The following is a 15,805-nucleotide window of genomic DNA, read 5'->3' on the forward strand; positions in this document are numbered from 1 at the left end:
TCCCCGGTGCTTCCGACCCGAAACCCGGGGCCCGGGGCCGGTGCTCCGACGGACGGTTTCCGCACACCGCCGGACGGACGTCGACCACACGGCGGATACTCGCGGTGACCATGGGCGGGACGGGGGTGACGCCGGTGGAGGTGAACAGGCGTGCCGGCCGGCGGACCGACCGGGTACGGCGGTGGCTGCTCGCCGACGAGTCGCAGCAGCCCGTGCCGCAGGGCCCGGGCGGCCGCCCACCCGAGCAGCGGCACCACCCGTGGTGGAAGGTGATGTGCCTGACCGGCGTCGACTACTTCTCGACGCTTGGCTACCAGCCGGGGATCGCGGCGCTGGCCGCCGGGGCGCTCTCCCCGGTGGCGACCCTGGTGCTGGTGCTGGTGACGCTGCTGGGCGCGCTGCCCGTCTACCGGCGGGTGGCGGTGGAGAGCCCGCACGGCGAGGGCTCGATCGCGATGCTCGTACGCCTGCTCAGCTACTGGCCGGGCAAGCTGTTCGTGCTGGTGCTGCTGGGCTTCGCGGCCACCGACTTCATCATCACCATCACCCTGTCCGCGGCCGACGCGACCGCCCACCTCGACGAGAATCCGTTCCTGCCCAGCGGCCTCAAGGGTCACGAGGTCGCCGTCACGCTGCTGCTGGTGGCGCTGCTCGGCGCGGTGTTCCTCAAGGGGTTCGGCGAGGCCATCGGGATCGCCGTCGTCCTGGTCGCGGTCTACCTGACGCTGAACGCGGTGGTGATCGCCGACGCGCTGTGGCGGGTGGTGAGCGACCCGAGCGCGGTCGGGGACTGGACGAACGCCCTGACCACCGGACACGGGGATCCCCTGATGGTGGTCGCGCTGTCCCTGCTCGTGTTCCCGAAGCTGGCGCTGGGCCTGTCCGGTTTCGAGACCGGGGTGGCGGTGATGCCGCACATCCGAGGAGACCGGCAGGACTCGGAGGACCGGCCGCTGGGCCGCATCCGGGGCGCGCGGCGGCTGCTCACCACCGCCGCCGCGACGATGAGCGTCTTCCTGATCACCAGCAGCGTGACCACCACGGTGCTGATCCCGCCCGAGGCGTTCAAGCCGGGCGGGGCCGCCAACGGCCGGGCACTGGCCTACCTGGCCCACCAGCATCTCGGCGGTGTGTTCGGCACCGTCTACGACCTCTCCACCATCGCGATCCTCTGGTTCGCGGGGGCGTCCGCGATGGCCGGGCTGCTCAACCTCGTACCCCGGTATCTGCCGCGCTACGGCATGGCGCCGACGTGGGCCCGCGCGGTCCGGCCGCTGGTCCTGGTCTTCACCGGCGTGGCATTCCTGATCACGATCATTTTCTCCGCCAGCGTCGACGCGCAGGGCGGCGCGTACGCCACCGGGGTTCTGGTGTTGATCACCTCGGCGGCGACGGCCGTGACGCTCGCGGCGCGGCGGCGGCGTCAGCGCGGTCGCACGGTCGCTTTCGGGATCATCGCGGTGGTGTTCGTCTACACCACCGTGGCGAACGTGGTGCAGCGTCCGGACGGCGTGAAGATCGCCGCCTGTTTCATCGGCGCGATGATCCTGGTGTCGGCGCTGTCGCGGGTGATGCGGGCGTTCGAGCTGCGGGTCGACCACGTCGAGCTCGACGAGCTGGCGACCGCGATGATCGACGAGCGCTCCGGACGCCGCATCCGCCTGGTCGCGCACGAGCCGGAGCGCCGCGATCTCGCGGAGTACCGCGACAAGCTGGCCCAGACCATGGCGGACAACGACTTCCCCGACGACAGCGACGTGATCTTCGTCGAGGTCCGGGTCACCGATCCGTCGGACTTCGAGACGGGGTTGCTGGTACGCGGCAGCGTGGCGCACGACCGTTTCCCGGTGCTCAGCCTGGCCAGCTCCTCGGTGCCCAACGCGCTGGCCGCGCTGCTGCTGGAGATCCGCGACCGCAGCACGCGCCGCCCCCACATCTACTTCGAGTGGACCGAGGGCGGCCCGGCCCGCAACGTGCTGCGTTACCTGGCGTTCGGGCAGGGCGAGATCGCCTCGGTGACGCGGGAGATCCTGCGCCGTCAGGAGCCGGACCAGACGCGCCGACCCCACGTGCACGCCGGTTGACCGGCTCGCCGAGCGCGGGTCGCGGCCGGTGAGCGTGGTCATATCGGCTGGACGACCGACCGGTTCCTGCTGCTAGCCTCGGCGCAGGTCATGAGTGCCAGCGCGAAGCCCCGGCTCGCTGGCCGGCAACCCTCCTCCGCGGTGGGGTGCCCCGGGTGAAGACCAGGCACCGGCGGAACGTCGGTGCAAGCGTGGCCTGGCACCCAGGTCAGCACCAAGACCCGGGAGACCGTATGCACATCCTCAGCCCCACAGCACCGGCCATCCGGCGTACGCCGGCCCTGACCCGGCGCCTCCACGTGGACCTGATGCGAATGCGCAGCGCGGCGTGTACCGCCGCCTAAAGCGCTAACCCCCCACCCCGCCCCACCCCCACCCCGCCCCCACCCCGCCCCACCCTCTCGACCCTCCTTTGCGTCGATCATGAAGTTGTTGCCCGCCTGACCGGCGTGTCGTGGCAACAACTTCATGATCGACGGGGTCGACGCATCCCTTTGGAGTCAGTTATGCGTACTTTTTCTCGATTTGTTGTTGTTGGGGTTTCTCTGTTGACCGTTGGTTTGCTGGGTGCTTGCGGCGGCGGGGGTGACTCTTCGGGGGGTGACGGCCCGAACCCGTACGGTCTGGCGCAGCCGGGTGTGCTGCGGGCCGGCACGCTTACCGACGCCCCGCCCAACGTGTACCTCAAGGACGGCAAGTTCACCGGCTTCGACAACGACCTGCTGACCGCCGTGGCCGGCAAGCTCGGCCTGAAGGTGGAGTTCGTCGGCACCGACTTCTCCGCGCTGCTCTCCCAGGTCAACAACCACAAGTTCGACGTCGGCAGCTCCTCGATCACCATCACCGAGGCGCGCAAGAAGACCGTCGACTTCGGCAACGGGTACGACTTCGGCTACTTCGGGCTGGACGTGCCGGCCGGCTCGCCGATCAAGGGGTTCGACCAGCTCACCGGCGAGCGTGTCGTGGTGGTGCAGGGCACCGTCCAGGACGACTACGCCACCGGCAAGCAGCTCGACCCGGTCCGCGTGCCGGACTACAACGGCGCGATCAACCAGCTCAAGGCGGGCACGGCCGACGCCTGGATCGCACCGGCCGAGATCGGCGAGAAGTCCGCCGCCGACAGCAACGGCAAGATCACCGTGGCGGCCAAGCAGCTCAGCCCGGCACCGACCGCGTACGCCGTCGCCAAGGGCAGCGACAAGCTGCGCGAGGCGCTGAACAAGGCCCTCGACGAGGTCATCGCCGACGGCACCTGGAGCCGGTTGCAGGCCCAGTACTACCCGGGCCGGCCGATCCCGGCGGACTTCAAGCCGGGCAGCGGCACGGTCGCGGCGCCGTCGGCGTCGGCCGCGTCCTGACCCGGTGACGAGCGAGCAGGGCGGTAGGAGAGGCGAACGATGGATCCGTTGAGCACCCTCTGGGAGACGTTCTTCGACGTCGACGCGATGCGCGAGGCGCTGCCCGAGATGCTGACCGTCGGGCTGCCCAACACGCTGATCCTGGCGGTCTCCGCCGCCCTGCTCGGCACGGTGTTCGGTCTGCTGCTGGCCGTGGCCGGCATCTCCCGCAGTCGGTGGCTACGCTGGCCGGCGCGCGTCTACACCGACGTGTTCCGGGGGCTGCCGGCCGCGGCCACGATCCTGCTGATCGGCGTCGGGTTGGCGCCGCTGGGGATGCGGGTGTGGGGGCCGGACCCGTACCCGCTGGGCATCCTCGCGCTGTCGCTGATCGCCGCCGCGTACATCGGGGAGATCTTCCGCTCCGGCATCCAGTCGGTGGAGGCCGCCCAACTGGAGGGCGCCCGGGCGCTCGGCTTCTCCTGGACCGACGCGATGCGGCTGGTGATCATCCCGCAGGGCATCCGGCGGGTGCTGCCCGCCTGGGTCAACCAGCTCATCGCGCTGATCAAGGACTCCAGCCTGGTGTACTTCCTCGGCCTGGTGGCCAGCCAGCGGGAGTTGTTCCGGATCGGGCAGGACTACGCGGCCACCACCGGGAACGAATCCGCGCTGCTGCTGGCGGGCCTGTTCTACCTGGCGTTGACCGTCCCGCTGACACACCTCGTCAACTGGATCGACCGGCGGCTGCGCGACGGTCGCCCGGCCACCGCCCCGGACGACGAGGACGACGACACGGCGCTGCCCGCCACGACGCAGGGAGACCGGCGATGACCACCACCTCGGTGAGCGTGCAGGCGCGCGACATCCACCTCGCCTTCGGGTCCAACCGCGTGCTGCGCGGCGTCGACCTGACCGTGCCCCGCGGCGCGACGGCCTGCGTGATCGGACCGTCCGGTTCGGGCAAGTCCACCCTGCTGCGTACGCTCAACCGCCTCATCGAACCCGACCGCGGCGACGTGCTGCTGGACGGACGCAGCGTGCTGCGGGACGACCCGGACGCGCTACGCCAGCGGGTCGGCATGGTGTTCCAGCAGTTCAACCTCTTCCCGCACATGAGCGTGCTGCGCAACGTCACGCTGGCGCTGCGCCGACTGCGCAAGCTCGGCCAGGACGAGGCGGTCCAGGTCGCCCGCGCGCAGCTGGAGCTGGTGGGGCTCGCCGGCAAGGCCGAAGCCCGGCCCTCGCAGCTCTCCGGTGGTCAGCAGCAGCGGGTGGCGATCGCCCGGGCGCTGGCGCTGCGACCCGAGGTGATGCTCTTCGACGAGGCCACCTCGGCGCTCGACCCGGAGCTGGTCAAGGGGGTCCTCGGGGTGATGGCCGACCTGTCCGCCGCCGGGATGACCATGGTGGTGGTCACCCACGAGATGGGCTTCGCCCGGCAGGTCGCCGACACCGTGGCCTTCATGGACCGGGGTGTGGTGCTGGAGGCCGGGCCGCCGGAGCGGATCTTCGAAGGGGCCGAGCATCCCCGGCTGCGTCGCTTCCTCGCCCAGGTGCTCTGAGGACGCCGCTCAGCCGGCTCCACCACGTGGACGCCCACGCTCAGCCGGCCTGCAGGCGTAGGTGCGTGGCGAACGCCTTCAGGTCGCCGAGCAGTTCGAGGATGGCGTTGCGGTAGGCCACCGACGCCCACAGGTGCAGCTCCTCGTCGTCCAGCCCGCCGAACGCGAGCGACAGCGCCTTGCGGCGACGCCGGTCGAGCACCTTGTGCGGGCGCGTGAGCAGGTCACCCTCGCGCCGCAACGCCTGGAGGTAGGCGGCCACCGCCTCCTGGTAGTGCCGCCCGGCGACCCGTTCCAGCAGGGTGAACTCGAAGACGTTCAACGCCGCCTCGGAATCCCAGTACGCGCTGTCGCGCACCTGCGCGCTCGCCACGTGCCGGCCCATGGCGTGCCGGGCCTCGTAGAGCAGCAGCACACCCCGACCGGTGGTGCTCAGCGGCCGGCGCGGCGTCGGCAGCCGCAGCGTCCGCACCGGCGCGGCGGCGGTCAGATCCACCGCACCGGCGTACGTCGGCATGCGCTGCGTCGTCGACGCCGGCTCGGGCAGCAGGCAGGCCAGCTCCTGGTAGGGCACCGGGCCGCCGCCGGAGGGCAGGGCGCGTACGGTCGCCTCGTGCAGCTCGCCGAGCGGCCGGTCGTCCGGGGGGCGCCCCGGCGGCAGCGTGAGCACGAGGCCGTTGGCGCCGGGCACGGGCACGCCCAGCACGCAGGAGTTACGCAGGAACGCCCAGGTGGCCGCCGCTTCGCGGATGCCACTCGCCACGGCCTGCGCGTCCGCGCGCCAATCCTGGGCGATCCGTAGCCGCCGCGCCAGGTCGGCGGTGGCCGCGCCGTCGTTCGGATACAGCTCCCGCACGGCCCGGGGCAGCGACCCGGGGCGCAGCGCCAACGGGTCACCGGTGGGCGCGGGCACGGCGTGCCTCGGGCAGTCGGCGTCGGAGTGCGGGTCACCGTCGACCGCGTGGCAGTCGCCCAGCCAGCTCGCCCCGGGTGGCCCCGCCGGACGGGCGAACGCCAGGTGGGGCAACCGGCCGGCACGCAGGACCGTCTCGTACTGCGGCCGGGCGCGACCGGCCCGCAGCCCGTCCAATGGCAGCACGGGGGCGAGGGTCACCACGGCGGCGAGGACGACACAGTGCGGGCAGGCGTCGCGGACGCGGTAGCGCCGGAGGTGGTCGACGCCGGGCTGTTCCCACTGGACGCCGACGACGGCACCTTCCTGCGCCATCAGGTAGAGGAACTGGGTGGCGACACGCTCGCGGGTGACCGAGGCCAGCTCGTCGAGGAACTGCCGCTCGGTGACCACCCGCGGCTCGGCCGCGCTCGCCCCGCTGGTCATGGACACCCCCACCCGGACCGGACGCATCGACGATCGCCGAACGGCTTTCACCGTACCCGCCGGCGACCTGCCCGAATGCCCCGTACCCGGCAGAGCCCATGTCACCAATCCGTCAAGCCGGCACGCCCTCGCAGTCAGGCGTCCGGGCGGGTTCGCAGGGACTGTAAGAGGAGCCGGTAGAACTCGCCGTAGGTGCGCTGCACGTGCTGGCCGTACCGGCGGGTCTCCTCGTGCCGGGCGGGTAGCTGGTTGATCGGCACACTCATGGCCGCGTGGTGCTCGATGTGCAGGTTGTTGCCATTGGTGAACCAGGTGCTCAGCCAGCTGCCCCGGATCGAACGGGTGTTGCGCAGCACATCGGTGGTGTCGGTCTCGCAGAGCAGGTGCTCGGGCAGCTCGACGAGGAAGTGCAGCGGCACCGCGACCAGCAGCGGTAGAACCCACAGCCGCAGGGGGTAGACGCCGTACCCGGTCAGGGCCAGCGCGACGGCGGCCAGCACCACACCGCCCAGCAGCAGGTGTTCGGTGACGATCCGCCGCCGCATGCCCGGGGCGATGTCACCGTGCGCGTACCGCCAGCGGCCGGTCGCGGACCGCGCGACCTCCAGACCGACCCCGGCGAGCCGGGGATAATCGAGCAGTCCGCGCGCCAGCACGCCGAGGGTCAGGGGCCGGCGGGTGTCGAAGCCGAAGAACTCCGTGTCCTGCGGCGTGCCGAGGTAACGGTGGTGCTGAAGGTGCCGCACCCGGTAGTGCGAGTAGACCACCAGCAGCGGGATGCCCAGGGGCACGCCGACCAGCCGGTGCGGCAGCGCGCGCCGGAACGCGGAGTGGTGCAGGCACTGGTGCTGCAACTCCACGGCGTGGGTGTACATGGCGGCGAGCAGCAGCACGCCGGCCGTGATCGCCACCGGCTCGGGGCGCAGCGCCAGGATCACGCCGGTGGTGGTCAGCGCCGCGAGCGCGGCCAGCTTGCCGAGAAAGACCCTCTCGTCCCAGCGGGTGACACGGGCCCGGCGAAAGAGCAGAGCGGGCGCGGGCGGTCGGATCGGCGCGGTGATCGTCATGCGGGAATCTCCTGAGGAGGCAGGGTGGTCAGCGGCCGCTGAGCAGCACGACATGGGTTCCGGCGGGTAGCCCGTCCGGCGCGGCGGCGCCGGCCAGCAGGCCAGCCAGGGCGACGGCGCCGGCAGCCGTGGGGTACGCGCCGTATCCGGCGAGCACACTCCGGGCGTGCCGGAGTTGGTCGTCTTCGACTCCGTGCACCGCGCCCCCGGTGTCGGCGATCGCGGCCATGGCCTCGGGGCCCTGCAACGCGTGCCAGTTGACGAGCGGCTGGTTGTGGTCGGTGGTGGTGACGCCGTCGGGCGGCAGCATCCGGTACGGCCCCGGCCAGCTCGTCACCACCGGGTTGTTGCCGGCCGAGCAGACACCCTGCAACACGGTGGGCCAGCCTCGCTCGCGCAGCACGCGGTGGATCGCGATGACCGTGGTGCCGTTGCCGACCGGAGTCCAGAGCTGGGTCGGGGGTTCGTCGAGCGCGGCGTCCAGCGCCGCGACCACGACGCCGTGCCCGGCGAACACCGCGTCGACGTACGGGCCGTCCACGTTGCCGTCGACCGCGCCGGGCGCCTGGGCGAGCCGCCGGGACTCGTCGACCGCGTCCTCGTAGCTGCCGTCGACCAGGTGGACGCGCGCTCCCGCGGCGCGCATGAACTCTCCGCCGTCGCTCCACCCGGCGGGCAGCACGACGGTGCAGGTCAGACCCGCCGAGCGGCAGGCCATGGCCATCGCCCGGCCGTAGTTGCCGCAGGTGGCGACGACCACCTCGGTACGACCGTCGGCGGCGGCGCGGGCCACCACCGCGCGGGCGGCGGGCTCCTTGTGGCTGCCGGAGGCGTACCGGGTCTCGTCCTTGACCAGGACGCGGACGCCGGGCACCAGGCCGGTCGCGTCGATCAGGGGGGTGCCGAACGCGTCGGTGGGCGCGTCGGCCGACGCCAGGGTGGCGATGGACATGGTGCTCCTCGAAAGTGGGTGCGTGCGGGTCAGGACCGCGCGGCGGTGAGCTGGGCGTCGGCGTGCCGTTGGAGGTCGTCGCGGTCGCCGATCTGGGCGGGCGGCACGGCGTCGGGCAGGTCGTCCTCGATGAGCCGGAGGGTGGGGTTGCACCAGCCCCGGATCGCCCAGCCGAGCTGGAGCAGGCCACTGAGCACGACCAACAGAGCCAGACCGCGCCCCGATCCGGTGCCGATGACCGCGCCGACCGTGCCGGCGAGCGCGCCACCGGGCTCCAGCAACGGCTGGACGTGGTGTTCGGCGAGTGGGCCGACCACGAGGTAGCCCACCGGCATGGTCAGCATCATCACGGTGATGAAGATCGACAGGACGCGACCCTGGAGGTCGAAGCCCACCTTGGTCTGGATCAACGCGATCCAGTGTCCGTCGATCAGGGACTCGGCGAAGGTCAGGGCGAACATGCCGGCAACCGCGAAGACCGGGTGCACGCCGACGCCCACCACAGTCATGGCGAGGCTCGCCACCCCCATGAACAGGATCATCCCGGTGGCCCGTCGTGGGGTGCCGCCCCACAGGCCCATGGTGAGGCTGCCCAGCAGTCCTCCGACGCCGCCGGCGGAGAGCGCCAGACCCAGCGCCACCGGCGACTGTTCGATCAGCAGCATCGGGGTGATCACCGCGAAGCCGAGGGTGTAGAAGGCGTGGTCGATGACGAAGAACCGCAGCGCGGCGCGCAGGCCCGGTCGGCGTGCGATGTACCGCCACCCGTTGGCCACCTCGGCGCGGAACGTCTCCTCCCGTCGGCGGAACAGCCGGTTCGGGAAGCGGACCAGCAGCAACGTGAGGGCGCCGACGCAGAACGTCGACACGTCGACCAGGATGACGCCGCGGATGCCGATCAGACCGATCAGACCCGCGCCGAGCATCGGGGCGAAGACGAGGCCGGCGCCCACACCGAGCTGGCTGATCCCGTTGGCGTGGCCCAGATAGCGCTTGGGCACCAACTGGGCGACCGCCGCGAGGTAGGCCGGTCGCTGGAACGCGCCGGCCAGCGAGGTGACCGACACGGCCAGGTAGATCTGCCACAGCTCCAGGCCGCCGCCGAGGGTCACCAGCAGCACCAGCGCCACCATGGCCGCCGCCGCGACGGAGTCGCTGGCCAGCATGACCCGCCGCCGGTCCCAGCGGTCGGCGACCGCCCCGGCGACCGGTCCGGCGAGGATGCCGGGAAGCATGCCCACGGCGCTGACGACGGCGAAGTCGGTGATCGAGCCGGTCTGCTGATAGACCCAGATGCTCAACACCAGCGTGCTGAGTCCACTGCCGATCATGGAGATGAACTGTCCGAACGCGACGACCGCGAACCGGGCCAGGCTGGGCGCCGGGTCGCGCGGCGACGCCGCCGCGGCGACCGGCGCGGCGACCGGCGCGGCCTCGGTGGGCGCGGCGTCCATGCTCGGCGTCGGCCGCGTGGCGTGTGCCACCAGCGCCCCGGCCAGCTGGTCGCCATGGGTACGCACGAAGAAGTGCCCGGCCTTGGGCAGCACGGTGAGGTCGACGTGCTCGGCCACGTGCGTCCACTCCTGGTGCCGTTCCTCGTAGAGCTCGGTGACCCGGTCCCGTTCGCCGATCACGCTGAGCACCGGGGCACGCAGCCTGGTGTGGTTCGGGTCCCGGTACGCGGCGGTGTAGTACTCCTCCGCGTCCCGCGCGTCATGCCGGACGTTGCGCAGGACGAATGCCTCGTCAGCGGGGTCGGAGACGTCGGTGAAGCCGCCTCGGGCGCGCAGGTACGACAGGTACTCCCGGTCGGAGGTGAACCGGTCGGTGGGCACCAGCCGGTAGAACCAGTCGAAGAGGCGTCCGGGGAGACGGGCGGTGGGGAAGCTCGCGCCCAGCCCCACCGCGCGTAGATCCAAACCCTCCTCCTCGGCGCGTCGAGCGATCTGGAGGGTGACGGCGGTACCCAGGCAGTGCCCGTAGAGCACCACCGGGCCGACGATCCCCCGGAGTTCGGCGAGCACCCGCTCGGCCACCTCCGCGCCCGGCAGCGGGTCCTCGTCCGGGCGGCTGCGGTCGTGGCCGGGCAGCTCCACCGCGTACAGTCCCCAGCCGGCGGGCAGGGCGTCGGCGAGCGGCTGGTAGGAGATCGCGCTTCCGCCGGAGAACGGCACGGCGACCACGGTCATCCCACCGGTGGTGGCGTCGGCGTCGGTCGGGGTGAGCCGGTGCAGCAGGCGGTCGGCGCGTGTCGTGCCGGCGGCCCGCGCGTCCAGCAGGGCGGCCAGGGCGCGGACGGTGGGGTGCTGGTACAGCTCCACCAGAGCCACGCCCGAACCGATGCGGCGGACCAGTCGCAGCGCGGCGAACGAGTCACCGCCGAGGGCGAAGAAGCTGTCGTCGATGCCGACGGTGTCGCGGCCCAGCTCGGCGCACCAGGCGTCGGCGACCAGCCGTTCGGTGTCGGTGCCCGGGGGCGCGGCGGCGGCGTCGGAGTCGATCTCCGGCGGGACGGGCAACGCCCTCCGGTCCAGCTTGCCGTTGGGAGTCAGCGGAAGCGCGGGCAGTGTCAGCAGTCGGGCCGGCACCATGTGCGCCGGCAGGGTCGCCGCGACGGCGTCGCGGACCGCGCGCTCGTCGAGCGTACGACCGGGCGCGGGCACCAGGTAGCCGATCAGACGGGCCAGCCCGGTCGGTCCCTCGTGGACCGCGACCGCGCAGGCCAGCACGTCGGGGAGCGCCGCGATCGTAGCCTCGACCTCGCCCAGCTCCACCCGGTAGCCGTTGACCTTGACCTGGTCGTCGAGGCGGCCGAGGAAGTCCACCGTGCCGTCGGGGCGAAAGCGCGCGCCGTCGCCGGTGCGGTACATCCGCGCCGATGGCACGTACGGGTCGGTGACGAACCGCTCGGCGGTCAGCTCAGGCCGGTCGTGGTAGCCGGTGGCCACCCCCACCCCACCGAGGTACAGCTCGCCGACCACGCCCACCGGCACCGGCTGGCGGTGCGCGTCCAACACGTACACCCGGTTGTTGGGGAACGGCCGGCCGATCGGCAGCGGGGCGTCGTCGGGCAGCGCGTCGACGTCGCCGTCGAAGTAGACGTTGTCCACGCTGACCTCGGTGACCCCGTACGCATTGACCACCCGACCGCCCGCGCCGACCAGCTCGCGGGCCCGCCGGTACTCCCGCACGTGCCACTTCTCGCCGCCGCCGATGAGCAGCCGCACGAAGTCCAGCCGCTCCCCCGCCGCCGACACGTACGCGAGCAGGGTGCGCAGCACGGCCGGGACCAGCTCGGTGCACTCGACCCGCTCGGCGCGCATCAGCCCGTACAGCTCGGCGGGGTCCAGCAGCACCTCGCGGGGCACCACGACGAGCCGACCCCCGGTGCAGTGCGCGCGCAGTGTCTCGCCGACGAACATGTCGAAGGAGAAGCTCGCCGCCTGCTGGTAGGTCCAGCCGGGTTCCAGGCGGTACGCCCGCTGCCACATCGACGCCGCGTGCACCAGGTTGTGGTGGCTGACCACCACGCCCTTGGCCCGTCCGGTGGAGCCGGAGGTGTAGATGACGTACGCCGGGTCGTTCCCGGAGGTGACCAGTTCGAGATCACCGTCGTCGACGGTCGCGAGCCGGTCGGCGTCCCGGTCGAGGGCCACCACGCGCGCCGTCGCGCCGGTGGCCGGGGCGGTCTCCAGGTCGACCCGGGTGACCAGCACCCCCGCGCGACTGTCGTCGATCATGTAGCGGAGCCGGTCGGACGGGTACGCCGGGTCCAACGGCACGTACGCGCCACCGGCCTTGAGCACCCCCCACATGGCGACGAACAGCTCCACGCCTCGGTCTAGGCAGATCGCCACCCGGTCGCCGGGGCGTACCCCGTCGGCGCGCAGCACCCGGGCGAGCCGGTTGGCCCGGCTGTTCAGCTCGGCGTAGCTGATCGTCGTGTCCCGCCAGGTCAACGCCGGGGCTCGCGGGTCGGCCGCCACGCACCGCTCGAAGAGCTGGTGCAGGGCGGTGGCGTCGGGCAGCGGCGCGTCGCAGTCGTTCCAGTCGCGCAGGATCCGGCCTGTCTCGGCCTCGGTCAGCAGCGGCAGCCTGGTGACCGGCGTGTCGGGCGCGGTCACGGCGGCGGCCAGCAGGGTGAGCAGATGGTCCAGCAACGCCTCGATCCGCTCGGCGTCGAACAGCTCGGTCGCGTAGTCGACGCTGAGCACCGGGCCGTCCACCGGGAAGTCCAGACCGACGGCGACGTCCACCATGGTGGCGGCGGGCGCGACCTCGCCCGCGTACTCCAGGCCGACGGGTGTCGGCGTGTTGTGCACGGTGAGCATGACCCCGGTGAGCCTGTTGCGGTTGGCCGATGCCGGCCGACCGGTGGCCGCGATGATCTGCGGCAGTGGCAGGTCCTGGTGGTCCAGGTCGGCCAGTACGGCGGCGCGGACCCGGTCCAGCAGTTCGGGGAAGGTCGGCTCGCCCGTGACGTCGCCTCGCAGGGGCAGGATGTTCAGCGCCGCGCCGAGCACCCGCTCCAGCTCGGGCCGGTTGCGGCCGGCCACCGGCGCCAGCACCGTCACGTCGGTGCGCCCGGCATAGCGCGTCAGCACGGCCTGCAGACCGGCGAGCAGCACCATGAAGAGGCTGGCCCGATGCGCCCGCCCGTGCGCGCGCAGGGCGTCGAGCAGCGCCGGGTCGACGGCGCGCGTCACCCGGCCCGCCGCGAACGAGCGCACGGCCGGGCGGGGACGGTCGGCGGGAAGTTCCGCGTCGAGGTCGGCGTCCGCGAACCGCGCGCGCCAGTAGTCGGCCAACGCGGGGTCGGCGGCGTCGGCGGCGCGCAGGCGGGCCAGCTCGGCCAGCCCGGTCGCGTCGACGTCGGTGTCGGTGTCGTCGCGGTGGTCGGCGGCGGGATCGGCGGCGCGGGTCACGTGGTGGGCGTAACGCCCGGCCAACTCGTCGCCGAACAGGCTGGCGGACCAGCCGTCGAAAACCAGATGGTGGACGACCAGCAGCACCTCGTCGGCCGATCCATCGCGGATCAGCACGGCCCGGGCGAGCGGCCCGGCGGCGAGGTCGAACGGCTCCCGGACGGCCCGGTGACGGATCTCGGCGGCCCGTGCTTCCCGCTGCGCGGGATCGACGTCGCCGAGGTCGACCTCGGTCAGCGGGAGGTCGCCGCTCACCTCGACCCGCAGCCGGGGCTCGTCGTCGACCATCCGCACCCGGGCGCGCAGCGCCGGGTGCCGCCGGACCAGGTCGGCAATGGCCATCGCGAGCAGGTCGGCGCGGACCGGCGCGGGCGACCGGTACCGGATTCCGAGCGTATGGGCGGGCAGTTCGGCGCAGACCTGCTCGGCGATCCAGAAATCGTGTTGCAGGCCGGTGAGGGGCAGCTCCGCGCCCGTCGGTCCGGCGGAGGTGGCGGCCGGGTCCGGGGTGTCGGCCGCCGGGTCCGCCGGCGCGTCGACGGACGTCAGGGTACGGATCAGAGCTGTGAGCCCGGTCGGCGTCGGCGCGGCGTAGAGCTGGGTCAGTGTCACCTCGACCCGGTGGTCCCGGCGGACCGCGCCCAGGAGCCGGATCGCGTCGAGCGAGTCCGCGCCGAGGGTAAACAGGTCGTCGTCGAGGTCGACCGCCGGCAGCGCGAGCAGTTCGGCCCAGCGGGCGGCCACCGCCACCGCCACCGGGTCGTTGCCGTCGTCGCTGGTCGGCACGGGCGCGACCGGTACGGTCGGCGTCGATCCAGCCAGCGCCGCCCGATCCACCTTGCCCTGCGGAGTGAGCGGGAACGACTCGTGCCCGAGCACGGTCGCCGGTACGAGGTAGGCCGGCAGGTCGGCGCTGAGCCGGCGTCGCACGGCGATGGGGTCGAGACTCACTCCGGTCGGCACGAGGTGCCCGACCAGCCGGGGTTGCCCGGTGCTCGCGTCGACGAGCACCACCGCGTCGGCGACCTCGGGGAGCTGGCGCAGCGCGGCCTCGATCTCGCCCAGTTCGACACGGAACCCACGGATCTTCACCTGGTCGTCGAAGCGGCCCAGGTAGGTCAGTTGCCCGTCGGGCAGCTCCCGAACCCGGTCCCCGGTGGCGTAGCTGATCTGGCCGTCCGGCCCGGTCGGGAAGCGCTCGGCGGTCAGCTCCGGCCGGCCCAGGTAGCCGCTCGCCACGCCAGGGCCGCCGATGCGCAGCTCGCCGGGCTCGCCCGCGGCTACCGGGTCGCCGTCCGCGCCGACCACGACACACGTCACGCCGGGCAGCGGACGGCCGATCGGGACCGGACCCTGACCGGTCCAGCCGGTCAGGTCCGCGCAGGTGGCGACAACCGTAGCCTCGGTCGGGCCGTACGTGTTGAGCAGCCGAACCCCGACGCCGACGCGGTCCTGCCAGCGTGCCACCGCGCCGGCCTGCGCCTCCTCCCCGCCGATGATCACCAGACGGACGGCTGCCGGCAGTGCCGCCTCGCCGCGGTCGATCGCCGTCACCAACTCGTGCCAGTACGCCGTGGGCAGGTCCAGCACCGTGACGGCGTGGTCGCGGCAGTGGTCGAGGAATCGGCGCGGGCTGCTGATCGCGTCCTCGTCACGGATGACGACGGTGGCGCCCACGCTCAGCGGCGGAAAGATCTCCTCGACGCTGGCGTCGAAGCTGAGCGAGGCGAACTGGAGCACCCGGTCGTCGGCGCGCAGGTCGTACCGCTCGCGGGCCGCCTGGCAGAAGTGCTCCAGCGCCCGCCGGGGAACACTCACGCCCTTGGGTCGGCCCGTGCTGCCGGAGGTGAAGATGACGTACGCCGGGTCCTCGGGGCCAGGTGTGCCGGCATCGACCGGTCCGGTCGTCGCGCCAACGAGTTCGGCGTCGTCGAGGGGCACCAGCGGAGTGCCGGCGGGCAGGTTGGCCCCGGCCGGGCCGGTGAGCACCAGAACGGGTCGCGCGTCGGCGAGCATCGAGGCCAACCGGGCCGGCGGGTAGGTCGGGTCCAGCGGCAGGTACCCGGCGCCGGCGCGGAGCACCGCCAGCATCGCCACGATCGCCGCCCGCCGCCGGGGCAGGCAGATGCCGACCAGCTCGCCCGGACCGACGCCGTACGCCCGCAGGTTGGCCGCCAGGGCATCGACCCGCCGAGCCAGCTCCGCGTAGTCGAGCACCCCGTCCTCGTCACACAGCGCCGCTCGGTCGGGGAAGCGGCGGGCGTACTGCTCGATCCGGTCGAGCGGTACGACTGGCGTACGCGTGGTGGCGTCCCGGTCGGGGACGATGGTGGGTGTGACGGACACGGATCTGTCTCCTCGGCCTTCGATCCGTCCGGCGGACGGCGCGCAAAACCGTACGAAGACTCAGGTGCCCGACGGGCCACCGTGGAGCGAATTTCTGATCACCAACAGGATGCGCGGGGCCGCGCAGGTCAACCACCATGGACCGCTCGACGGACGCCGCTGACCTGCGGCGAGAGGTGCCGATGTTGAT

At 72.6% G+C, this 15,805-nt stretch carries 8 protein-coding genes and 1 riboswitch; of the genes, 4 read left to right on the forward strand and 4 right to left on the reverse strand.

All coding sequences use genetic code 11. The features are described 5' to 3' along the window. Positions 1-110: 110 nt before the first annotated feature. From ACIA3K_RS16745 to ACIA3K_RS16760, 4 genes are all read left to right on the forward strand, one after another. Entirely contained in the window at positions 111-2,084 is a 1,974-nt protein-coding gene (locus ACIA3K_RS16745) for an amino acid transporter (protein WP_396802152.1), read from the forward strand. Positions 2,085-2,170: 86 nt separating this feature from the next. Then, positions 2,171-2,282, forward strand: a riboswitch (SAM riboswitch). 350 nt (positions 2,283-2,632) lie between these two features. Beyond that, on the forward strand, positions 2,633-3,442 hold the full coding sequence (locus ACIA3K_RS16750; protein WP_396801951.1) for an ABC transporter substrate-binding protein: 810 nt from the start codon (positions 2,633-2,635) through the stop codon (positions 3,440-3,442). A gap of 39 nt (positions 3,443-3,481) precedes the next feature. Then, the gene (locus ACIA3K_RS16755; RefSeq protein WP_396801953.1) at positions 3,482-4,255 is read left to right on the forward strand and encodes an amino acid ABC transporter permease; all 774 of its coding nucleotides are present in this window, start codon (positions 3,482-3,484) and stop codon (positions 4,253-4,255) included. Next, positions 4,252-4,986, forward strand: coding sequence for an amino acid ABC transporter ATP-binding protein (locus ACIA3K_RS16760; RefSeq protein ID WP_396801955.1), 735 nt, complete (start codon positions 4,252-4,254; stop codon positions 4,984-4,986). The genes ACIA3K_RS16755 and ACIA3K_RS16760 overlap by 4 nt, the downstream gene beginning before the upstream one ends. Positions 4,987-5,026: 40 nt before the next feature. Here ACIA3K_RS16760 and ACIA3K_RS16765 read toward each other — a convergent pair whose 3' ends face one another. The 4 genes from ACIA3K_RS16765 to ACIA3K_RS16780 all read right to left on the reverse strand — a co-directional run bounded on the left by ACIA3K_RS16765 (position 5,027) and on the right by ACIA3K_RS16780 (position 15,615). Then, positions 5,027-6,325 (reverse strand): hypothetical protein, encoded by a 1,299-nt coding sequence (locus tag ACIA3K_RS16765; protein ID WP_396801957.1) that lies wholly within the window; start codon positions 6,323-6,325, stop codon positions 5,027-5,029. Positions 6,326-6,459: 134 nt separating this feature from the next. Further along, positions 6,460-7,392 carry a fatty acid desaturase family protein gene (locus tag ACIA3K_RS16770; RefSeq protein ID WP_396801958.1) on the reverse strand — a complete coding sequence of 311 codons (933 nt, stop codon included), beginning with the start codon at positions 7,390-7,392 and terminating at the stop codon, positions 6,460-6,462. A 28-nt stretch (positions 7,393-7,420) separates the two neighbouring features. Further along, positions 7,421-8,344 (reverse strand): pyridoxal-phosphate dependent enzyme, encoded by a 924-nt coding sequence (locus ACIA3K_RS16775; RefSeq protein ID WP_396801960.1) that lies wholly within the window; start codon positions 8,342-8,344, stop codon positions 7,421-7,423. 29 nt (positions 8,345-8,373) lie between these two features. Continuing rightward, entirely contained in the window at positions 8,374-15,615 is a 7,242-nt protein-coding gene (locus ACIA3K_RS16780; protein ID WP_396801961.1) for an amino acid adenylation domain-containing protein, read from the reverse strand. Positions 15,616-15,805 lie beyond the last annotated feature (190 nt).

It is taken from the genome of Micromonospora sp. NPDC051543 (genome assembly GCF_044454415.1).
Classification (GTDB): Bacteria; Actinomycetota; Actinomycetes; order Mycobacteriales; family Micromonosporaceae; genus Micromonospora.